General features: G+C 35.6%; 14 protein-coding genes and 1 pseudogene. 1 reads left to right on the top strand and 14 read right to left on the bottom strand.

Features of this window, described 5'->3' with window-relative positions:
* Positions 1–140: 140 nt before the first annotated feature.
* From BW926_RS09135 to BW926_RS09080, 12 genes are all read right to left on the bottom strand, one after another.
* On the bottom strand, positions 141–692 hold the full coding sequence (locus BW926_RS09135; RefSeq protein ID WP_076446424.1) for an NADPH-dependent FMN reductase: 552 nt from the start codon (positions 690–692) through the stop codon (positions 141–143).
* Between the two features lie 195 nt (positions 693–887).
* Entirely contained in the window at positions 888–1616 is a 729-nt protein-coding gene (locus BW926_RS09130; RefSeq protein WP_076446423.1) for a pirin family protein, read from the bottom strand.
* A gap of 103 nt (positions 1617–1719) precedes the next feature.
* The gene (locus BW926_RS09125; RefSeq protein WP_076446421.1) at positions 1720–2886 is read right to left on the bottom strand and encodes an MFS transporter; all 1167 of its coding nucleotides are present in this window, start codon (positions 2884–2886) and stop codon (positions 1720–1722) included.
* Complete coding sequence (locus tag BW926_RS09120; protein ID WP_076446418.1) at positions 2871–4415, bottom strand: GMC oxidoreductase; 1545 nt, start codon at positions 4413–4415, stop codon at positions 2871–2873. Before BW926_RS09120 ends, BW926_RS09125 begins: the two co-directional genes overlap by 16 nt.
* A 131-nt stretch (positions 4416–4546) precedes the next feature.
* Positions 4547–5038: a hypothetical protein gene (locus BW926_RS09115; protein ID WP_076446416.1), complete on the bottom strand. Its 492-nt coding sequence runs from the start codon at positions 5036–5038 to the stop codon at positions 4547–4549.
* A gap of 57 nt (positions 5039–5095) precedes the next feature.
* A complete protein-coding gene (locus tag BW926_RS09110; RefSeq protein WP_076446414.1) occupies positions 5096–6511 on the bottom strand; it encodes an MFS transporter in 1416 nt (471 codons plus the stop codon).
* The gene (locus BW926_RS09105; RefSeq protein ID WP_076446412.1) at positions 6511–7023 is read right to left on the bottom strand and encodes a nuclear transport factor 2 family protein; all 513 of its coding nucleotides are present in this window, start codon (positions 7021–7023) and stop codon (positions 6511–6513) included. The genes BW926_RS09110 and BW926_RS09105 overlap by 1 nt, the downstream gene beginning before the upstream one ends.
* Before the next feature lie 149 nt (positions 7024–7172).
* Positions 7173–9023 (bottom strand): glycoside hydrolase family 13 protein, encoded by a 1851-nt coding sequence (locus tag BW926_RS09100; RefSeq protein WP_076446410.1) that lies wholly within the window; start codon positions 9021–9023, stop codon positions 7173–7175.
* A 268-nt stretch (positions 9024–9291) separates the two neighbouring features.
* A complete protein-coding gene (locus tag BW926_RS09095) occupies positions 9292–11448 on the bottom strand; it encodes a glycoside hydrolase family 97 protein (protein ID WP_076446408.1) in 2157 nt (718 codons plus the stop codon).
* A 77-nt stretch (positions 11449–11525) separates the two neighbouring features.
* Positions 11526–12641 (bottom strand): SusE domain-containing protein, encoded by a 1116-nt coding sequence (locus BW926_RS09090; RefSeq protein WP_076446406.1) that lies wholly within the window; start codon positions 12639–12641, stop codon positions 11526–11528.
* 15 nt (positions 12642–12656) lie between these two features.
* Entirely contained in the window at positions 12657–14246 is a 1590-nt protein-coding gene (locus tag BW926_RS09085; protein ID WP_143756525.1) for a RagB/SusD family nutrient uptake outer membrane protein, read from the bottom strand.
* Between the two features lie 6 nt (positions 14247–14252).
* The gene (locus tag BW926_RS09080) at positions 14253–16997 is read right to left on the bottom strand and encodes a SusC/RagA family TonB-linked outer membrane protein (RefSeq protein ID WP_076446404.1); all 2745 of its coding nucleotides are present in this window, start codon (positions 16995–16997) and stop codon (positions 14253–14255) included.
* 334 nt (positions 16998–17331) lie between these two features.
* Here BW926_RS09080 and metG point away from each other — a divergent pair, with 334 nt between their 5' ends.
* Positions 17332–19368: a methionine--tRNA ligase gene (gene metG, locus BW926_RS09075; RefSeq protein ID WP_076446401.1), complete on the top strand. Its 2037-nt coding sequence runs from the start codon at positions 17332–17334 to the stop codon at positions 19366–19368.
* A gap of 471 nt (positions 19369–19839) precedes the next feature.
* Here the strand turns inward: metG and BW926_RS09070 are convergent, their stop codons facing one another.
* On the bottom strand, positions 19840–21420 hold the full coding sequence (locus BW926_RS09070) for a DUF3472 domain-containing protein (RefSeq protein ID WP_076446400.1): 1581 nt from the start codon (positions 21418–21420) through the stop codon (positions 19840–19842).
* A 285-nt stretch (positions 21421–21705) separates the two neighbouring features.
* Positions 21706–23157, bottom strand: a pseudogene (locus BW926_RS09065) (hypothetical protein); the annotation flags it as partial.

The following is a 23157-nucleotide window of genomic DNA, read 5'->3' as shown; positions in this document are numbered from 1 at the left end:
TAGATTATCGGCTGTTATTTTATCTCAGAATTTCAGAGTCCACAATATTCCCTTTCTTGGAGAAACATTCTTTAAAAGTGGTCTGAATTTTCATCTTTTTTCTTTTTGCAAAGATATTAATTTTATGTTAATATTCAAATCTATTTTTCAAGGATAGATTCGATGGTAGCAATTTTCTTGATTTTCTCTCTTAATTCATTGTCTTTTTCCTCATTAGAAATTTTCTGAGCCGATTTATCAAAATTATCATTGAAGAAAGGAAGGGAAAAAGTCTCTACTATATTTCCACCATGGAAAGGAAAACGCTTCGTTGCGGCTTCCAAAACTCCAGCTCCGCCTCTTGCTCCTGGAGCAGCAGACATCAATAACATCGGTACTTCATTCCAGACTGTTCTGTCTTTGATTCTCGACACCCAATCAAACACATTTTTGAACGCTGTTGAGTACGTTCCGTTGTGTTCCGGAAGTGAAACTAATAATAAGTTTGCACCATCAATTTTTGCGACAAAGTCTTTTGCTTCTTGAGGAAGTCCGCTTTCTACTTCTCTCTGGTGTTTGTAGATCGGCATTTCAAAATCGTTCATGTCTACGACTTCCACTTCTGCGTTTTCTATTAATGAAGCCGCATAAGAAACTAAGAGTTTATTGATTGATGTTTCGGAATTGCTTCCTGCTACTGCTAAAATTTTCATTTATTTTTAATTGTTTTGTTTAAAATTATTTTTGTTGAACCACTTCGTGGTTCGTTGATTTTGCCTATTTTTTTCCCATGGGTTTTACCCACGGCTATTCATATTGAACCACTTCGTGGTTCTCTAATTGATATCATTTCATTTATTGTTGTAATTCCTGCAATGATATCAATTTGACGCTGTAAAATTAATTGTTTATTTCAAATAATCGGGTAATTCCATCGGAACTTCCATTAAAAGGATTTCTGTGTCTTCTGTTGCTTCGATGTTGAAACTTTGGGTATCCCAGATTCCTAAACCGTCTCTTTCGTTCAGAATTCTGTCGCCCACTTTAGCGCTTCCTTTTAATACAAAAGCGTAAACACCGTTTCCTTTTTTATTCAACGTATAGTTTTTGCCATTTCCTTTGGTAAAATTAGCCAGATTAAACCATGCATCCTGATGAATCCAAACGCCGTCATCGTTTCTGTTGGGAGATAAAATCTGCTGAAAACCGTTGACTTTTTCGCCTTCTTTAATGCTTTTCTGATCATATCTCGGTTCAACATTTTCTTCTTTCGGGAAAACCCAGATCTGTAAGAATTTTACTTCTTCGTCTTTATTTTTGTTGTATTCGCTGTGCATTACACCAGTTCCAGCACTCATCACCTGAATTTCTCCTTTTCTGATTACGGCAGTCGTTCCCATCGAATCTTTATGTTCCAGATCACCTTCCAAAGGAATGGAAATGATTTCCATGTTTTTGTGCGGATGCGTTCCGAATCCCATTCCCTGAGAAACGGTATCGTCGTTCAATACTCTTAATACCCCGAAATGTGTTCTTTCATGGTTTTGATAATTGGCAAAACTGAATGTATGATAAGAATTCAGCCAACCGTGATTGGCGTGACCTCTTGTATCTGCTTTATGATATACTGTTTTCATATTGTGATTATTTATGATACAAATGTACGGTGTATAGAGCCGGAAAATGTTGATGTAAGGTAAGAAAGGATTTTTGGATAAGAATAAAGAAAATCTTGATGTGTTAAAATGCTTCTTTTATTTTCGAGTTTCTTTTTAAATAGAAAAACAAAATACAAATTATCATCATACAAATCATTAAAAACTGTAAAATAACTGCAGTCTGATTCGAAAAATTACCTAAAACATTGGTAATAATTCCCGTTCCTATTTGATTGGCAGCCATCAGAAACCCAGAAACCAAAACCGAAAGTGAAGGAAATTCTACCGTTCCCCAACCGATCGCTCCCGGAAATATACTGCCCATGAAAAATCCGATCAGAAACATCATCAAAACAAGAATATTTACATTTGAATTTAACCATAATAAAAACAGTAACCCTGCAACAAATACAGGTGATAAAAGAAAAACATACGACAGATCATGCTTTTTCGAAAAAATTCCGAAAAGTAGACGGTTGACAGCAATTCCGCCCCAAAACAGTGACAGTCCTAAGCTTGCCTTATCATTATCTAATCCAAGATTTTTAAGAATTATAGCTCCGAAGCTTCCGAAAGTTCCTTCAATAAAGCCATACAGAATAATTGCAATAAAAAACATCCATAATTTCGAAGGAATTTTAAAATGATCGGGAAGCTCGAAAAATGTTCCTTTTTCCAGTTTTAAAAATAAAAACAATATAAAAATAACCGTAACCAACACAAATATAATGGCCGGAACGTACATCCAATTGTTGACATTCCCTATCAGGTTCATCATCAGCGGAGAAGTCGAAGTTCCCAAACCTACCAAAAAATTCAGGATCAGAATTGCTGATGATCTCTGTTCTTCAAATAAACTTGCCGCCAAAGGATTCAAAGTGGTAATCGAAAGGCCAAAACCGGAGCCTGTGAATGCTACCAAAACCATTAATATCGGAAATAGTACAGATCTTTCATTCATCAGAAACTGAAGCATCCATAATATTGCTGTTGAAAATATCATTAATAACAATCCTGCAATCAAAACCTTTTTAGGTCCGAATCTATTGACCAAAAACGGAGCGCCCAGACATGAAATAATGATACAAACAACCTGCGGAATAAATAAATTCCCAAACTGTGATGATGAAAGCTCAAAAATCGAGGAATCCGTAAAAGCCGTTCCCAAAGCCGGAAAAACAACAAAATTAACTCCTGTGAAAAAAGCCAATAAGAAAACAATAATGATTCTGACTATTCCTGAATACATGGTTTCAGAATATTATTTTTAATATGATCTCCCACTCTCAGAGCCATCGCAATAATTGTGAGCGCCGGATTTACCGCCCCGCTTGAAACAAAAAAGCCTCCATCCACAATATATAAATTATCGAGATCATGTGCTTTGCAGTTTGTATCAACAACCGAGGTTTTCGGATCAAGCCCCATCTTTGTCGTTCCGTTTTGATGCGCAGGTGAAGCAATATCCATCCCTTTGCTGAAATAAATTCCTTTAAACAAGAAAGACCTGAATTTTCCGGAAGCTCGCAAAGCTTTGATCAATTCATTCTTTAAAAATTCATGTCCCTGCTGATTGTTTGGAGTATAGCTGATCTTAATCTGTCCGTTTTCCACTGTCACCCTGTTTTCCGGATCCGGAAGATCTTCTGAAGTCAGCCAGAAATCCACGGCATGTTCTGCCATTAACTCGAAGGTAAAACCCGGCGCAGGAACCGGACTGTCGGCTTTGATCTGATGCTCATCTGATTTCCCCAACATCTGAATGTGCCCCAAAGGAAATTCGTACCCTTTACCGGCGTGGTAAAAATCATTAATTCCAAATGTTTTCCCGAATTTTGTGTGATTGGGTTCTGTGTACAAAGCCACCAACGCAGAATTTTGATGAAACATATAATTTCGCCCGACCTGATCTGATGAATTGGCAAGACCTGTAGGAAATTTTTCGCTTTTACTTTCCAGTAGAATGGCTGCAGAATTAATAGCTCCTGCTGAAAGAACCACCAAATCTGAACTCAGCGTTTTTGTTTCTCCGTTTTGTTGTACAACAATTCCCGTAATTTTATCTCCTACTTCATTTGTATCTAATCTTAGAACTTTTGTATTGACCATTAATTCAACATTCGGATATTTCAGAGCTTTTGACAGCGAACATAAATGAGCATCGCCTTTTCTTTCCGCAGCATCAGGAAAACCGTCGAAACGATCTAAAGTATATGGCGCATTTGCTTTTTCATGAGGTTTGAAATTAACTCCGATCGGCAATTCAAAAGGATGCCATCCGTAACCAGACAATTCCTCAACCACTTCCTGAATTCTCGGTTCGTGCGGCAATGGCGGATTTGGATAAGGCTCCGAATCGAAAGGTTCCGTAGGATCTGAACCTCTTTTACCATGAACATGAAACAGTTTTTCGGCTTCGAGATAATAATCCTTTAAATCTTCATATTGTATAGGCCAAGCCGGAGAAATTCCTCCATAATGCTGTATTTCTTTAAAATCTTCTTCTCTTAAACGAAATAATGCCGCACCATAAAATTTGGTATTTCCGCCTACATTATAATGCATTCCAGGACGAAAGGGTCTGTTGTGTTTATCCAGCCAAACATCCGTGGTTGTATATCTGTTTTTCTGAAAAACTTCGACAGAATCCCAGTTTTCTTTTTCCACAGGTACAAAGTCTCCTCTTTCAATAACAAGGATTTTTTTCCCGCTGTCCGCCAATCGATAAGCCATTGTAGCACCTCCAGCTCCGCTTCCAATAATGATGATATCGTACATTTTACTATTTTGTTTATTTAAAATTAAAGATTAAAAATTACGAACAGCTTAATAAAAAATTAAATTTCGATAGATTATGTAAATAAAAAACCATCCGATAATGGATGGTTTAATATAATAAATTAAAAAAATTAACGCAGAAGCAACCAAACCGCAACACCAATGCCGGCATAAGCAACAACAGTAATTATATCAGCTATAGGCTGTGAAAAGCGTTTTTCAGCAATTTTCTCGGCATTGATCTGGTTCTTATGAAATTTCAGAACTTTTTTAGGATTATGAACAGGGTGAACAACCAGACTGTCACTTTCCCATCGGTCGACGATTACTTTATAGGATTTTCCATCAACATCAATTTTAACATTTTTATTCGGTGTAAGCTTCTCCTGAACATTGATCGAGGCAGGCATTTGCTGTGAATCCGGATTTTGAGATTCAGCTGCTTTTTTCAATTCAGTTGCTCTTTTCATTTGTATAGGATCATTGTCAACAACAGTTATTGTCTTTACGGGTACAGGTTTATTGTTGGCTGTTGGATCCACTGGTGCCGGTTTTTTAACCTGGTAAGTATAGCAGCTGACAAGAGAAAAAAATATAATGATGATATAAAGATACTTTTGCATTAGTCAAATTTAATAATTAAACAGAATATTCAGCATTTTATTTTGAGAGATACTGTTTTAAAAATGCACCTGCTGGATTTCTGCTTCAATTTCCTTCGGCGTATCATGCTCTGCTTTTACGAAAATTAAGGTCAGAGCCGCCCCCAGCAGCATACAAATTCCGCCAACAATTATATAATCGATTGCTTGTTTTCCGAAAATTCCGCTTACAATAGGACCTCCAAAAATCCCATTGATAATTTGAGGAATTACAATAAAGAAATTAAAAATCCCCATATAAACTCCCATTTTCTTCTGCGGAATTGAATCAATCAGCATGGCATAAGGCATTGCTAAAATACTTGCCCACGCAAAACCTAATCCTATCATCGAAATCCAAAGATTATGAATATCTTTAATGAAATACATTGAAATTAATCCTAGCCCACCACAAGCCAAAGCTAGGGCATGAGTATATTTTTTACCAATAAATTTAGCAATGGGGGTCAGGGCAAACGCAAAAAAGATCGCGTAAAAATTATAGCTTCCAAATAAACTTCCCGTTAAGTCCCCTGCTTCATTAAATTTTGCAGAATGTGTATCCTCCGGTGAAAGCCCGAAATGATGTGTAGCCAATGCACTGGTTGTAAAAACCCACATGGTAAACAAAGCAAACCACGAAAAGAACTGAACAATTCCGAGTTTTTTCATTTGAGAGGGTGCATTTTTAAAATCTTTAAAAATATCTGACAACCTGGATTCATGCTCTATTTCTTTTCCTCCTTCAAAAGCAGCAAACTCTTCTGGAGAATATTCTTTGGTTGTAACTATGGTATATAAAATTGAAAGAATTAAAACGGCCGCTCCGATATAAAAAGCATAAATTACATTATCTGCCACAAACCCTTTCGGAGCTTCATTAGAAACACCCCAGTTTGTGAGCCAATTTGGTAAATCTGATCCGATAACTGCACCAATTCCTATTAAAATCGTCTGAACGGAAAAACCAATGGTTCCCTGATGTTTCGGGAGCATATCTCCTACCAATGCACGAAAAGGTTCCATCGCTACATTAATGGAAGCATCCATCATGGCCAGGAAAATTACTGCTAATAACAAAACATTCGCCGCCATCATCTGTGTTGCGGAGGCTGCATTAGGAAGCATAACCAAGCCAATGGCACATAAAACAGCACCAATTAAAAAATAAGGTTTTCTCCTTCCTAATGGGCTCCACGTATTATCTCCCATGTGGCCAATAATCGGCTGTACAATTAACCCTGTAACCGGTGCTACCAGCCAGAACCAAGACAATTCGTGAACGTCTGCTCCGAAATTGGCTAAAATTCTGCTTGCATTTCCGTTTTGCAGACCAAAAGCCATCTGAATTCCCAAAAATCCCATGCTCATATTAATAATTTGAAGCATGGATAAATTTGGTTTTACTTTTTTCTCAAATTTTCCAGTATCATATTTACCTACCATTTCTGTCATTATTTTTTCAGCTTTTGGATTAATATATCTTCAATTGGTGCTTTTTCTGCCACCACTTTATCTACAACATCATTTGGAACGGTTACGGAAAGGACATATTGCTTTACTTTCCATTCCCCGTTGATTTTTTCAACAACTCCTGAACCACGGCAAATTTTCATTTGTGTATCAAGCAATTCATCAAACCAGGCCAGCTTTCCGTCTTTACTGAAATAGATATTTCTCTTTAATGAAGTAAAATTCCAGGTTCTTTTTTTATCGAAATGGGGTTTTGCCCAGTTCATGAATGTTTTTTTATTCCAAACTTCGGTAGCATCTGTCCCGATAAATGTGGATTCGTCGGCAAAATAACTGAAATACGTTATGTAATCTGCTTTTGCTGCAGCCACGTTGAAGCCATCTAGCATCGTTCCGATTTCTGTCTTTTCTTTTTCAAATTTTGACTGAGCTGACATGGATGTAAAACTCAAAATCAATAAGATGAAAGTGAAGAATATTGTTGTTTTTTTCATGTTTAATTATAAAACTTTAAATTTTATTTTTTTAACGCAAAGAGCACAAAGTTTTCTTTTTAACTACTAGCTATTTTTAAGTTCGCAAAGGCGTTTCACTTAAGTAAGATTACAAAGATTTTAGTTGTGATATTTGTGTTATTCATGTTTTATTTCAATTCAATAACCATCGATGTTTTTGTAGGTATAGTTAAGTTGTTTTGTAATGAAAATTCTTTGTCGGAAATGATGTCTTTTCCTTTTGAAAATCCGTTTAGGGATTCTGCGAAATGTTTTAAATCTAATGTCTGATCTTTTTCATTGTTATTTAAAACTACCATCACACTTTCTTTTTCATTATATCTAAAATACACAAAAACATTATTCTGAGGAACGAAATTTTTAGTTTTTCCTGTGTGGATCACTTCATTTCCTTTTCTCCAGTTTAATAATTTTTGGGTAAATTGATAAAATTCTCTTTGTTCGGGCGTTTGAGCGGAAGTATTGAAAGCATTCTGTTTATCCGATTTCCAGCCTCCCGGAAAGTCTCTTCTGATGTCTGCATCGCCGCCTTTATTTTTGTCACCGCGCATTCCCACTTCCGAACCGTAGTAAATTTGGGGAATTCCGCGAACGGTTGAGATTAATGTTAAAGCTAATTTATACGCTTTCGGATCATCATTAAAAATTTCATTCCATCTTTCAGTATCATGATTTTCGAAAAAAACCATTACATTATTGATATCCGGATAAAGAAAATCACTTGAAAAGCTGTTATAAATACGGTTGATTCCCAAATCCCAGCCTTCTTTTTCTTTTAAGGCTTTTGGCATATCACCGTACAACATAAAATCCATCACAGACGGAAGATTGGAATTGTAATTTGCAGCTTCTCCCGTTTTGGAGTTCTTTTGCCAGGCTGAAATCTGCCCCGCCGTATTCAACCAGGTTTCTCCTACAATATTGAATTTCGGGTACTCATCAGTAATGGCTTTTGCCCATTTTGCCATTGCTTCCTTATCATTGTAAGGATATGTATCTACACGAAAGCCACCCAATCCGGCGTATTCTATCCACCAGATTGCATTTTGTATTAAATATTTTAAAACCAATGGATTCTTTTGGTTAATATCAGGCATTGTAGTATCAAACCAGCCATCTAGTGCAACTTTTTTGTCGATTTCAGAAGCGTTGATATCGAATTGAGTGGTTGTTTTATAATTAGAACGTTTAAAACCATTTTCGCCGTCATTAAACCAATGGATCCAGTCTTTTGTCGGTAAATCTTTGATCATCCAATGCGAAATACCCCAATGATTGGTGACATAATCCATCACCAGCTTCATATTTCTTTTGTTTAGTTTTTGGGAAAGTTCCTTGTAATCTTCATTGGTACCATAGCGTTCATCGATTTTATATAAATCTGTCTGAGCATAGCCGTGATAAGAATATACTTTCTCGTTGTCTTCATTCACCGGAGTGAGCCAGACTGCTGTAGCACCCAGATTCTGTATATAATCTAAATTGTTGATAATCCCACGTAAATCTCCACCGTGGCGTCCGTTAGGGAGGCTTCTATTTGCTTTTTCTATTAAATTTGGATTTGAATCATTTTTTTCGTCGCCATTGGCAAAGCGGTCGGGCATGATCAAGTACATGACATCTTTTGATGAAAAAGATTCTCTATCAGCCGAGTTTGGGTCTCTTTGTTTTAATTCATAAACATAAGAGCCTATATTTTTTTTGTCTTTTTTACTATTAATTTTAAATTTCGAAACATTGATTTCGTTCGTGTTCACTGTTACAAACACATAGTTCGGATTTTCAACTTTCTGAATATCTTTTATCTGGATCCCATCCGAAAGCTCAATTTCGTTATGGGCTATATTTTTTCCGTAGACCAAAATCTGAAGTTCAGGATTCTTCATTCCCTTCCACCAGAAAGCGGGCTCTACTTTTTGAATTTGGGAAAATGCAACAGAAGCTGCGGAAAGTGCGAAAATGATGTATATTTTTTTCATTTCATGATTTTTAAAACTTTGGCAACGTTCAGAACATTGTCAAAGCTGGTTGTGTATTACTCTTATTCCCGATTTACTCTGTATTATGCTTCGAAACTTATTCCTTGTATTGGAGAATTTTTCTGAGCTTATTTTTTAGATTTCAGCGGGACGGCTTCGCCGCCCCGCTGAAATCTAAACCTAAATCTAACAATTCGGAAACCGGAAAAACTAATTTAAAGTATAAAACTTTGTCAAAGATTTGAACTTTGACAAAGTTGGTTTTGTATCAATACAATGGTTTAATAGAAATGGCAAAACCGCCGCTTCTGCCCATTTTGAAATCAATTTTTGATTTGTTGGTGATTTGCTTTTTGTAGATGTTATAGCTTTGAGGATTGTTGATATAATCGGCATCTTTTCCGTCTTCATAGATGGTTGCTTCATATTTTTTTCCTTTATCTAGAAAAGAAAAATCTACTGTGTAATCACGTTTGTTTTCATCAGTAATTCCGCCTACAAACCAACTTTCCGTACCTTTTGCCTTTCTTGCGGTAACGATATAGTCTCCCGGCTCTGCAGATAAGATCTTGGTATCATCCCAATCTGCCGCTACATCCTTGATAAACTGGAAAGCATCCATGTGCTTTTTGTAATTCTCGGGTAAGTCTGCCGCCATTTGTAAAGGCATATACATTACTACATATAGTGCTAATTGCTTCACCAAAGTTGTTTTCACAAAACGTTTGTCTCCCGGAAAATAATAATCCAGCTTGGTCTGGAAAATTCCCGGAGTGTAATCCATCGGCCCTCCCATCCATCTTGTGAAAGGAAGAATTGTCTGGTGATCGGGATTGTTTCCGCCAAAAGCTTCGTATTCGGTTCCACGAGCTGCTTCCGCTGAGATATAATTTGGATATGTACGGCTTTCTCCTGTCGGACGTACAGACTCGTGAGAGTTTACCATTATTTTATATTCGTTTGCTTTCTCTGCAATTCTGTAATAATGTTCGATCATCCATTGTGAATAATGGTGTTCTCCTCTTGGAATAATATCTCCTACATATCCTGTCTTTACGGCATCATAACCGTATTTGTTCATTAACTGGAACGCTTTATCTGACCATCTTTCATAGTTCGTTGCTGAACCTGAAGTTTCATGGTGCATGATCAGTTTAATCCCTTTGGAATGAGCGTAATCATTCAGCATTTTAATATCAAAATCCGGATACGGCGTAATAAAATCAAAAACAAATTCTTTTGAATGTCCGAACCAGTCTTCCCAACCGGTATTCCAGCCTTCGATCAATAATCCCTGGAAACCGTTTTCTGCAGCAAAGTCGATATATTCTTTAACTTTTGTATTGTTCGCCGCATGTTTTCCGTTAGGGGTTAATTTTGAGAAGTCTGTTGTGTCCAAATGAACGTTTTCGGCTGTGGAATATGCCCACTGAGATTTCCCGATGATCATTTCCCACCAAACTCCCATGTATTTTGTAGGATGAATGTATGAAGTATCGGTATATTTTGTAGGTTCATTAAGGTTAAAAAGCATTTTTGAAGCCATTACTTCTTCTGCCTTTGGTGAAACAATAATCGTTCTCCAAGGTGTTGTAGAAGGAGTCTGAATATATCCTTTTGCTCCCTGTCTATCTGCTGTAAGATGTGTTTTGAATTTAAAATTCTGCGCATCAACTTCTAAATGGGAAGCCGGATAATCTAAAACTGCTGCTTCTGCAACATTGATATATAAAGGATCTTTTCCTTCTTTTTTCAGCATTAAAGGAGACTGAACTGCATTTTTGACCAATGTCTGGGAAGCATTCGCATCAAAAGCTTTATCCCATCTTCCCGGAATTTCAGAAATTTTTGTTTCCTGATACTGATACTCCTGAGAATCATAATCTGCAACGATCCACCAGGCTTTCATATCAGTCGGAAAATCAATTTCAGAATCTTCTTCCCTGATCACGAAATAGTTAAGATTTTTTTGCTGCGGAAATTCGTATCGAAATCCTAAACCGTCATTAAACAATCTGAACTTCACTACAATACTTCTGTCAGTTGAAGCCTGATTTAATGTTAATGCTAATTCGTTGTAATTATTGATATAGTTTTTCTTTTCGCCAAGAATCGGTTGCCAGGTTTCATTTTTAGAATCTCTTTTTTCACCTGTTTTTGTAAAACCATTATTGAGATCAAATTTTGCATCTTCAGGTTTTGCTATTTCCGAGGCAAATTTTATTGAAGTGTCTTTAAATAATCTCAATCCTAATTTAGAATCTTCAACTACGACCGCTCCGTTATATTTTAGGTTATAATAGGGAATTCCCTGTTTTAACTGGAAGTTCATTTCAAACTTTCCGTCCGGCGATTTTAAAGATTGTGCATTCACACCCACAAACATCATTGAGAACAATAAAGCTCCAACTGTAATTTTCTTCATAATGACTTTTTATAAACTTTAAAAATAAAGAAAGTGCTGCCGAAAAGCAACACTTTGCTATGTATATTTGTTGTATTTTACAATTTAGTAACAGTTAATTTGTAATTGGCAGAATTGTGTAAGTCTAATTCTATTTTGTAGTTTCCAGCCACGTCTACTTTATAATTTGGATCTCCAGTAACTGTGCCCTCTGAGCTTAGATATGTAACCACTCCATTATTTGTAGTCAATGTTTCATCTGCTGATTTAGGCTGGAATTTCATTGCCCAATCATCGTTTGCTCTGAATTTAAATACTCCTGAAGTATTTAATGCGATTGAATTGATTACAAAAGTTTTAGTTGCAGGATTATACACAAAGTCTGTATCTGATCCCCAGCCTGTAGGTGTGGCATCTCCAATGATTCCGAAGTTGGCAACTGCAGATGAGTAAGTATTTGCATTCCAGTCAACTTTCATATAATGTGCTCCTACTGCTGTTGCTTTAATATCAGATCCATCAACTGCTAACTTTCCTGTTAGAGTTCCATCATCTCCCTTATTTCCCGGCCAGTCTTCATTAATAGTAAATTTATATTTACCATTATCCCCAGAAATACTTGTAATATAAACAAATCCTCTATATTTCCCGTCTTTTCCCGGTGAGAATAAATTGGGTGAATTATTGGGTGTCCAGTTTGCATATCCTGCAGCTCCTGCATAAGCCCCTGGAACGTTAATTTTAGGATATACTAAATCCGGATTTGGAGTATATGGGGTGATTGTCAGATTAATGATATTAGAATAGAAAGCTGCAGGACCAACGTTTGTTTTAAGTCTGGCTTCAATTTGATTGGACATATCCGGCGTTGCTCCCAAGCTGTACATCAAAGCATTTAGTGCCGCATGCGTAATGGATCCTGACGTAGCATCATTAGCAAAATCGGCAGTTACACTTTTTTTAAAGTTCTGCCCTTTAACTCCGAATTCTATTTGCTGGGTGGGAACCACTGCAATATTAAATACGGATTTTGTCCAGGTAAAAGTTACAGCAGGATTTCCTCCTATAATTTCACTTAAAACTATAGTTGTTTTATCAGAAGAGACTTTAGCCTGTGTAACTTCATTCAGAATAGCTTGATCTTCATCTTTTTCACAAGAAATGATTAAAAAGCTTATAAAAGCTATAGCAAATATTTTAAATATGTTTTTCATTTTAGTTGTGTTTAATTAATATCCCGGATTTTGAATCAGATTAGGGTTTGCAACAATGTCTTTTGCAGGAATTGGATAAAGGTTTCTATAGTCTTCTACTGCTTTACCATCTTTAATTCCCCCTTTCCATGGCCATAAATAGGCTCCGGTTGTAAATTTACCATATCTCACAAGGTCAGTTCTTCTTGTCATTTCCCATCCCAGCTCTCGAGCTCTTTCATCAAGAATAAAATCTAAATTAATAGAAGATAATGATGTTGTATAACCTGCTCTTGTTCTAATACTGTTAATATATTGTAAGGCTGTTGCGGCATTACCATTTCCACCCCTTAAAGTTGCTTCTGCATACATCAAATAAACATCTGCCAATCTAAGCAAAGGGATATCTGCATCACAGAAGTTTTTAGCAGCATCTGAACCGAACTGCCCTGAACTTGTTAAGTTTTTATATTTCACAAATGCATACCCGTCTGTAAATGTACCCAGATCATTTATTTCTAGATTTTGACCTGCTGTATAGAAGTTACCTCTTTTATCATTAATATCGGTAAATAATGCAACATAAGATTTTGTAGTTCTTAAACCACCCCAACCACCGTTAATACCAAACATACTTTCAGCAGCCATTGATCCTCCAACCGCAGCGTGTACCATATATGTGCTTCCTCCGGATGTTTGAGTCTTAATTCCGTCGAACAGAACAGGGAAAATAGTTTCGGGATTATTCTGATTATTATCAGCTAGGAATAAATCAGCATATTTAGATTTTAAAGAATACCCTGCGGCGATAACTTTATTACAATAAGTAATAACATCATTATTCCGGTTACTACCATTATAAACTGGTGCGTTTAAATAAAGTCTTGCCAATAGTGCCCAAGCTGCAGCTTTATCAGCTCTGCCATAGTCGTTTGTCTTAGCATCTTTAAGATCATTAGAAACAGCTAATAATTCTGATTCTACATAATTGAACAGATCTGATCTCGTGATCCTTTTAGGAGGCTCGATTGATCCTGGTAAATAAGATTCATCTACAAATGGAACATTTCCAAACAAATCAAGTGCATAATAGTATGAAAGCGCTCTTAAAAATCTTGCTTCAGCCCTCATATATCTTGCTTCTGTAAGATTAGTTCCTGTAATATTATTAGAGGCAAGCTTTTCATCTGTGACGTTTCTTAGAAATTCATTAGAAGTAGCAATTTGCGTAAATATTCTGTAATATGCTCCTGCAACAAATTCATTAGAGGAATCCCACGTCATTTTATGAATAGTTTGTAATGTTCCATCATTCCAGGCAATTACAGCTTCATCTGTAGGTAATGTCTCCAGCGTGTATAATAATCTTGTATATTGAGAAAAATTACCATCTATTCCATTGATATCAGAATTACCTCCATTAGGTTCTTGTCCACCGCTGGCAAAACCTCCATAAACTTTTGCCAAAGCATTAGGATAATTTGCAAAATCCTTGAAAATACTTGAAGAGGTCAATCCAGTAAGTGGTTCTTGTTCTAAATCTTTTACACAAGATGTTGATGCAAACAACAGGCTCAAAACAGCTGCTGTTGTAAGTGTTTTAATTTTGATTATACTATTTTTCATCTCTAATTAAAATTGAAAGTTAAACCCTAAAGAATACACTTTAGGCATTTGATAATATCCGTTATCAATTCCGTTAAAAACTTCGGGATCCACTCCGGAATATTTTGTTATTATAAATACATTCTGAGCCATACCGTATACTCGAAGACTAGAGCTTTTTCCCAGTACATCCTTAAAATTGTATCCTAAATTAATATTATCTAATCTAAAAAATGAAGCATTTTCTACGAAAATATCTGACCAGTATTGCGGAGTTGAAAATTTATAATCCGCTGCAGATGAGTAAACATTTTGTAAATAACCATTGGTTGTTAATGATTGGACGGAACTGTTAGATGCTGCATTATTATAGACATAGTTTCCAATTGATGCCCTTGCACTCAGTCCGAAATCCCAGTTTTTATAATTTAGTTTAGTATTAAAGCCTAAAATAGCATCTGGCTGTGGAGATTTATAGTAATACTTATCATTTGTATTAATAACTCCGTCTCCATTTCTGTCTACATAAGCACCATCAACAGGTTTCCCATTATTATCATAGACTTGCTGATACACAAGGAATGAGTAAGGGTTGTACCCTACTGCATGTGCTTGTACTTTGTTCCCGACACCTCCTGCAATATCACCTACAGGTATGAAATAAGTATCATTAGCCCCATTTATAAGATTAGTTATTTTTGAGTTATAATGTGTCACATTAAATGAAACCTCCCAAGTTGTATTCTCATTTTTAACAGGTACGAAAGTAATGTTTCCCTCAATACCGTCAGTCTTCATATTACCAGCATTAAGTACATTTTCGTTGCTTAAATCGCCCGCTGCAATAGGTGCTTTTACTAAAAGTTTTTCAGCTTTTTTTGTATATAAATCAATAGACCCGTATATTCTATTATTGGCAAAGCCATAATCCAAACCTAAGTTTTTGGTAGTAGTAGTCTCCCATGTTAAGATAGGATTATAAATATCGGGACGGAACATATAATAATATTGGGAACCAAACTGGTATTGTGCACCTGGCTGGCTAATAGAATAGTTTGCAAAAGATGGATAATCTCCGGTATTCAATTCCTGATTTCCTGTTTTACCCCAACCTGCGCGTAATTTTAAAGTATTAATTCCTGAATTTTTAAGAAAACTTTCTTCATTTATTTTCCAGGCTACTGAAACTCCCGGAAAATTACCCCAAACATTGTCTCTTGTCCCGTTGTAAAATCTTGAAGATCCATCCCTTCTTATTGAAGCAGAAATAATATATTTATTAGCAATCGTAAATATACCTCTTCCATAAAATGATAAAAGAACGTTTCTTGTTGCAAAATCATTACCTACCGGTGAAACTCTATTACCATAATAAGTTATTGCAAATGGCGTTGAAGTATAAAAATTCTGATAAGCATACCCCGCAACTACATCTACATTTGTATTAATTGCAGAAATATTTTTAGTATAGCTAAGGTAAGTTTCTAGTAATTTATTTTTCTTTTCCTGTGAATACGACCTATAACTTCCTAAATCTGCAATGCCTGATTTATAAGCAGCACCAATTGACTTCCCTCCATCGCTTTTTGCATAGTCATATCCTGCATTTATATTAAAATGAAGATCTGGCAAGAAATGAAATTTATAATCTAGTTGGATATTTCCCAAACCTCTCCAAACAGATGAAACATCTCTTATAGCAGCTAGCTGGCCCATAGGGTTTGCAGTTGCATTTACGTTAAGCCCTGTGGCAGATCCTGAATCCAGCCACTCATAAAAACCACCGAAATTAGAATTACCTGAATAAACTGGTTGAGAAGGATCAAAATAAGTAGCACTTGCAATCGCTCCTTCAGCAGGAAAACGGTTATCCGTAAATGTCCCCTTCAAATTAATGTTTACCGTCAAATGATTATCAAAAAATTTTGGATTTAAGTTTAATCCAAGAGATGTTCTTTTAAAAGAATTTGTTCTCACAATACCGTTTTGGGAATTATATCCTAAAGATAAGCGATAAGGCAATCCCTTGATTCCACCCGAAAAGGATAAATTATTATCTGTTCCCCAGCCTATCTGATAAAGCTCATTCTGCCAGTTTGTATTTTCTGTTCCTAATCTGAATAGATTATTTGCAACCGTTGTATTGGTCTTGGCAATTTCATTCACAAAAGCTCTGTATTCATCTCCATTCAAAACATCTACATTACCCATTTTTGTAGAAGCAGAGACTAATGTTGAAAAGTTGACTTTCAATTTTCCCGCAGTCCCTTGTTTAGTTGTAATTAATATCACTCCATTTGAAGCCCTATTACCGTAAATTGCAGTTGACGAAGCATCTTTTAAAATATCAAAGCTCTGAATATCATTAGGGTTAATTAAAGAAAGAGGATCAGAAGCTCCACTGATTCCATTAAAATCTTGCGGTACACCATCAATAACTATTAATGGAGATTGAGAACCATTAATAGATCCTATTCCGCGGATTCTGATAGATGAACCCGAACCCGGAGCACCACTATTTCCTGTAATCTGTACTCCCGGAGTCTTACCTTGGATTAATTGTGAGGCAGAAACTGCACCACCATTGAAATCCTTTGCTGTTACCGATGTAATTGATCCTGTAAGATCTGCTTTCTTCTGCTTTCCATATCCAATCAGCACAACTTCCTCTATTTTCTTCTCTTTCGCTGTAGAGTCTGTTTGCGCATGAATCATTGTACTTGCCAATAAAAATGCAGGCGCAATTTTTAATACCGTTGTAAAATTTTTCACAATATTGTTTTTTTATATAGTTTCATTTTTTCAATAACTAGTTAATGAACCAGCAATGCAATTTATAAAAAAATTAGAATTGTTATAATTTTATTTAAAATTAAGTTAAAATTATGTAAATTAAATGTTACATTTTAACTAAATATTTGCTTTTCATTTATTTACATCAAACTATGTAAAACATAGTAAATATATAGATTTATCAAAAAGCTAAACGTTTGTTTAACAAAATACTATATTTTTCCTTTCTTGCTGTAAAAAATCTATCCTGTATCCAGTGATTATAATAATTTCAGGGATAATGCTTATCTTTGTAGTTAAACTTTACTTTAAAATGTCGAACAGAAAGATGATTACGGCAGCTTTGCCTTATGCAAATGGGCCGGTTCATATAGGGCATTTGGCGGGTGTTTATATTCCTGCGGATGTTTATGCAAGATTTCAGAGAAGATTAGGAAAAGATGTAGCGTTTATCTGCGGATCGGATGAGCACGGGATTCCTATTACCATAAGAGCTAAAAAAGAAGGAGTTACACCTCAGGATATTGTTGATAAGTACCACAAAATCATTAAAAAATCTTTTGCAGATTTAGGAATTTCGTTTGATGAATATTCAAGGACTACTTCTAAAGGTCATTATGAAACAAGTCAGGATTTCTTCAAAGTTCTTTACGAAAAAGGAAAATTCAAAGAAGAAATTTCTGAGCAGTATTTTGATGAGCAGGCTAATGAATTCTTAGCCGACAGATATATCGTAGGAACTTGCCCAAACTGCGGAAATGAAAATGCTTACGGAGATCAATGCGAGAGGTGCGGTACTACCCTTTCTCCATCAGAATTAATCAATCCAAAATCAATGTTAAGCGGGAATGTTCCTATTTTAAAAGAAACAAAAAACTGGTATTTACCATTGAATGAGTACGAAAACTTTCTGAATGAATGGATCATTGATGGTCATAAGGATGACTGGAAACCCAATGTTTACGGACAGGTTAAATCATGGTTAAATGAAGGTTTAAAACCTCGTGCCATGACCAGAGATCTGAGCTGGGGAGTTCCTGTTCCACTTCCAAATGCTGAAGGAAAAGTACTATACGTATGGTTTGATGCGCCAATTGGATATATTTCTTTCACCAAAGAATGGGCAGAAAAAAACGGAAAAGACTGGAAAGATTATTGGCAAAGCGAAGAAAGTGATTTGGTTCACTTCATCGGAAAGGACAATATAGTATTTCACTGTATTATTTTTCCATCAATGATGAAGGCTCACGGAGATTATATCATGCCAAAAAATGTTCCGGCTTTTGAATTCCTTAACCTTGAAAATGATAAAATTTCAACATCAAGAAATTGGGCAGTTTGGGCACACGAATATGTTGAGGATTTTCCTGGGCAACAGGATATTTTAAGATATGCTCTTCTTTCATCTGCTCCTGAAACCAAGGATAATAATTTTACGTGGAAAGATTTCCAGACGAAAAATAATTCTGAATTAGTTGGGATTTTTGGAAATTTCATTAATAGAGTTGCGATTTTAATTCATAAATATTATGACGGCATTGTTCCTAAAGGAGATAAAAACAGTACTGAATTACAAGAGATTAATAAATCAGCAAAAGAAATTTCAGGATTCCTTGAAAATTATGAATTTAGAAATTCTTTAACCGCTTTAATGAATTTAGCCCGCTTTGGAAATCAATATCTTCAAACAGAGGAGCCTTGGAAAACTATTAAAGATAATCCGGAAAAAGCAGCACATTCACTATTTGTCGGAGCTCAGATTGCTGTTGCTTTGGCACAGTTATGTGAGCCATTTATGCCTTTCAGTTCTGAGAAATTACTGACTATGTTCAATGTTGGAAGTGTGAACTGGAGTGATGTTGAAACTCAATCTATTTTAATTGAAACGGGTCACAAAATCAACGAAGCTTCTCTTCTTTTCTCAAAGATCGAAGATGATGTCATAGAAGCTCAAATCCAAAAACTAAAGGACACAAAGCAATACAATAAAAAAACCAACCCTAATGCCAACCCTATGAAAGACGAAATCACTTTTGATGATTTTACGAAAATCGACTTAAGAACAGCAACCATTTTAGAAGCTGAAAAAGTGGAAAAAGCAGATAAATTGCTTAAACTTACTGTAGATACGGGGATTGATATAAGAACCGTAGTTTCTGGGATTGCAGAAAGCTTCACTCCGGAAGAAGTAATTGGTAAGCAGGTTATGATTTTATTAAATCTTGCACCAAGAAAAATCAGAGGGATCGAATCTCAGGGAATGCTGCTTCTGACAGCAAAACCGGACGGAAAACTATCCTTCGTCACTCCGGATGACAGCAATGTTGAGAATGGTATTGAGATTGGATAAAATATTTAATATTTTATAGAAAATGAGGCTGTCTCAAAAGAAACAGCCCCATTTAAACGTGTTTTTAGAATCTATTATAGCCTGTGCAGATCACTTTTAAAGATATTTTTATCATCATCATCTATATGATATAAATGATTTTGATTATTTTCCTTTTAATAAGCAATATCACAAAATTTAAATATTAAACTTGTATAAACTTTTTAGGAGCAATTTCCCGCTTTTCACTATATCTTTCGTTTCGCTTCGCTACACAAAAGGATGCCGTTACAATCGGGGCTATGGTTATTGTCCCTTATTTAAGTAATAGTAAAGATCTACAGAGTTTGTCATTGACTCCGTAGGAATCTGGACTCGAATCTTTCCATTTTATTTTCCAATATTTTGCCTAGATTCCTACGAAAATCGCAGATTCGACAGAGTCAATGACAAACTTTGAAAATAAAAAGTTTAAACAGATTTATTAACTATTTATTTTTTAATAAATTTAATCGGATGGGAATAATTTATATCCAGCTTAATAAAATATACTCCTGTCATTAATGATGAAATATCAATTCCCAATTCATTCTTTGTGCGACCTTCAATTACAACTCTCCCGTCTTCATCAAGTATATAATACTTACTTTCATCCTTTACACCTTTAATTTTAATAAATTTATCAGCCGGGTTTGGATAGATATTTACATCTGCAGCTTTGATCTCCTGTACAGACAATGCATTAGTACAACCTGGCAAACTATCAAAATTAATCTGAGGACTGGCTGAATTGGGCGTTATAGTAAAAACCGAATATGGATTTGTAGTTTCATTAGTAAAACCGCCATTTTTAAGATAAAAATGATTATTAATAACTCCCCCTGAAGCATCAATTCTTTGATTGGCTGTAAATGTAGCGTCAGCAGTAAATGTAGCTGTTGAAATAGGTAACCATTGTCCAAACTTTGTTCTTACCCATTGGTTTCCGAATTCCACTTTTCTGGAAAAGTAGCCATTCATATCATTAAAATTCTCTACAAAACTATAAAATTTTGTTAAATAATGATTAGTGTATGGTCTTTTCCAGCTTGCAATAAAGATCCAAGACTGAACCTCAGGGTCATAAAACCATGCTGTATAATTCGTTTTACCATTTCCATCAGGCTCACCTTTTGTTAAGAATTTATAAGTAATTCCTGGCTTCCAATTGTACACAAGATAGCTTTGTCCGCCAGAACCTTCATTTCCGAATTCTCCTGAATACACATTTGCCCCTTTACAATTTAGAATTATTTTCTGATCTTCAGGAATTTGGTTCGGATTGTCAGAGGTATAGGGGCTCCATACGGAAAACAACACCCTTCTTTCTGTTTCGGAATTCACCTGAATCCCAAAATAACCTTCATCAGCAAAGCCATTCGCCATGAAATAAGATCCTACTTTATCTTCTCCAACGGGCACAGTAATCTCATTATAATAATAAAGGATATCTTCGCTAGTAGGTATAGCATATCTCAAATGACAAGAAGGCCCTCTCCTGGCCCAATAATAATAATTAGGATCATTACAATAAATCGGAGGAACGGAATCTACAGCCATTCCACTAATAATTAGATCTGAAATATCTCCAAATGTAGATCCTGATTTACTCAATCCTTTCAGGTCTATCTTGATATACCCAGGAGCAACAATATTTATTGTTCCTGCATTAAATTCCGTATAATTCCCGGAGGCAAGTATAGGCATATTAAGAATAGTTCCATTTACTACAACGCTTATGTTAGAATTGGATTGATTCTTTGCCTTAACCTTTATATTCAATTGCCCTACATCGCTCACCTTTAAATATATACTTATAATACTGTTTACATCAGTCCAGGACATAAGCCCATTATTCTGAGTAATAACTGCACCTAAGGAATTGTTAGTTACAAAAGCATTTCCTGATAAAGGAATGGTATATGTTTGCGCTAGTGTTTTTTTTGTATGTTTACGATAATCGTTTTTAAGATCGTTGGAAAAATAGTTATGGTAAAAACAAAATGTTATTATAAACAATAAAAAATTTCTCATTTAATTTATTTAATTAATAATGTGGTTAATAAAAAATGTTAAGAGGGGCAAAACTTCTAAACTGCATACTGTTATCTATTTCTAATATAATACGGAACAAAAGTAAAAGCATCTAATAAAAAAACATAAAACTCTTATTATAAGGGTATTATATTTACTATATATTCAGTTTTAAAAATATAAACTATGGAAGGATTTCCTTCTATAGTTTAATAATTATTGTCTAATACAATCTTCTATTAACCCGTAGTGCATTTAGGCAATTGCTCTATTAATATTAATGTATTACTGACCTACATATGTAATATAAATATTACCTGGTTTTACTTTAAAATCTAAAGTATCACATACCATAACTCTAAACTGCTCCCCAACATTTAAAAAGGTCATACCAGATATATGTTGATTAACTTCATTCGTTTTTCCAGTGGGAAGACCTACTTGTGCCAATTGATCGAAACTTATTTTTGAACCATTAGATTTTTCAATATAAGAATGTGCCGTCCCTGTAGTATCATTATTAAGACTGATATCAATTGAGGTATTTGCGTGTATCATATAGAGGCCTGTTTTATTGGCTATAAACCAACCATTATTGTAAGTAATAAAAGTATTATCCTGTTTTATAATATTATTATAAGAATAAGCTTTTGCATTGTTCGCTAAGGTTCCAGACAGGTGTGTTCCCGCATAAGTCTGAGTTAAAAAGTTTTGTTCTCCAAAAAACACTACTTTCATATACCCTTGATTTTCAAGAGTATTCCAAGCAGGAGACGCATTTGGTCCTTGGGATGTCAACACTTGCCCCGGAGCACCAGCATTACCTGAACTAAACTGGCTACCCCCAACATTAAGCTCATTGGTTAACTGCATACTTCCATTCACATGCAATGTTTTTTGAGGAAACCCCGTTCCTATTCCCACTTTTCCAAAACCGTTGGTATTAAGATTTAAATTGCTATTTCCAAGTGTCACGGTACGATTGGCCGCCAATGTGCCATCTGTATTATAGATATTGGTATCCGTTGTACTTGCTGCCGGCTGCCAGCTGGCTACACCATTAGCATCACTCGTCAAAACTTTCCCTACTCCTTGCGTACCATCTGCTATTCTAACATTTCCCGCTACATCTAATTTCGCAACAGGAGATCCCGTTCCTATTCCCACTTTTCCAAAACCATTGGTATTAAAATTCAAATTACTATTTCCAAGTGTCACGGTACGATTGGCCGCCAATGTGCCATCTATATTATAGATATTAGTATCCGTTGTACTTGCTGCCGGCTGCCAGCTGGCCAGACCGTTTGCATCACTCGTCAAAACTTTCCCTACTCCCTGTGTACCATCTGCTATTTTAACGTTTCCCGCTACATCTAATCTCGCGACAGGTGAGATTGTTCCAATTCCCACATTACCATTGGCCAACACTGTTACCTCTTGATTTCTTGCCTGACTTATTGAAAAAATACTATTGGTTCCTACCGGCTCATTTGATTGCACTTCTAATGCCCCTTTTTCTACATATAAACGTGGATTAGTGGGGGTATTACCTCCAATAATATAAAGCGTATTATTTCCCGTTGCACTGGTGATATTCACTCCTCCTAAAACATCCAGCTTGGCAGCAGGGGAGGTGGTTCCAATTCCCACATTACCTGAAGAAGAAATTCTTAGCCTTTCCTGATTGTTTGTTTTAGCTATAAAATCTACTGCATCAGTCGTCCCTATGAAATTAGT

Source organism: Chryseobacterium sp. RU37D (assembly GCF_900156075.1).
Lineage (GTDB): Bacteria > Bacteroidota > Bacteroidia > Flavobacteriales > Weeksellaceae > Chryseobacterium.
Note: the sequence above shows the minus strand (reverse complement) of the source record. Positions and strands in the feature narration are given on the sequence as shown.

Excerpts from the sequence above, each read along its gene's own strand:
- BW926_RS09090 (WP_076446406.1), bottom strand. The coding sequence starts at position 12,641 with ATGAAAAACATATTTAAAATATTTGCTATAGCTTTTATAAGCTTTTTA.
- BW926_RS09115 (WP_076446416.1), bottom strand. The coding sequence starts at position 5,038 with ATGCAAAAGTATCTTTATATCATCATTATATTTTTTTCTCTTGTCAGC.
- BW926_RS09105 (WP_076446412.1), bottom strand. The coding sequence starts at position 7,023 with ATGAAAAAAACAACAATATTCTTCACTTTCATCTTATTGATTTTGAGT.
- BW926_RS09095 (WP_076446408.1), bottom strand. The coding sequence starts at position 11,448 with ATGAAGAAAATTACAGTTGGAGCTTTATTGTTCTCAATGATGTTTGTG.
- BW926_RS09125 (WP_076446421.1), bottom strand. The coding sequence starts at position 2,886 with ATGTATTCAGGAATAGTCAGAATCATTATTGTTTTCTTATTGGCTTTT.
- BW926_RS09085 (WP_143756525.1), bottom strand. The coding sequence starts at position 14,246 with ATGAAAAATAGTATAATCAAAATTAAAACACTTACAACAGCAGCTGTT.
- BW926_RS09120 (WP_076446418.1), bottom strand. The coding sequence starts at position 4,415 with ATGTACGATATCATCATTATTGGAAGCGGAGCTGGAGGTGCTACAATG.
- BW926_RS09130 (WP_076446423.1), bottom strand. The coding sequence starts at position 1,616 with ATGAAAACAGTATATCATAAAGCAGATACAAGAGGTCACGCCAATCAC.
- BW926_RS09135 (WP_076446424.1), bottom strand. The coding sequence starts at position 692 with ATGAAAATTTTAGCAGTAGCAGGAAGCAATTCCGAAACATCAATCAAT.
- metG (WP_076446401.1), top strand. The coding sequence starts at position 17,332 with ATGTCGAACAGAAAGATGATTACGGCAGCTTTGCCTTATGCAAATGGG.
- BW926_RS09070 (WP_076446400.1), bottom strand. The coding sequence starts at position 21,420 with ATGAGAAATTTTTTATTGTTTATAATAACATTTTGTTTTTACCATAAC.
- BW926_RS09100 (WP_076446410.1), bottom strand. The coding sequence starts at position 9,023 with ATGAAAAAAATATACATCATTTTCGCACTTTCCGCAGCTTCTGTTGCA.
- BW926_RS09110 (WP_076446414.1), bottom strand. The coding sequence starts at position 6,511 with ATGACAGAAATGGTAGGTAAATATGATACTGGAAAATTTGAGAAAAAA.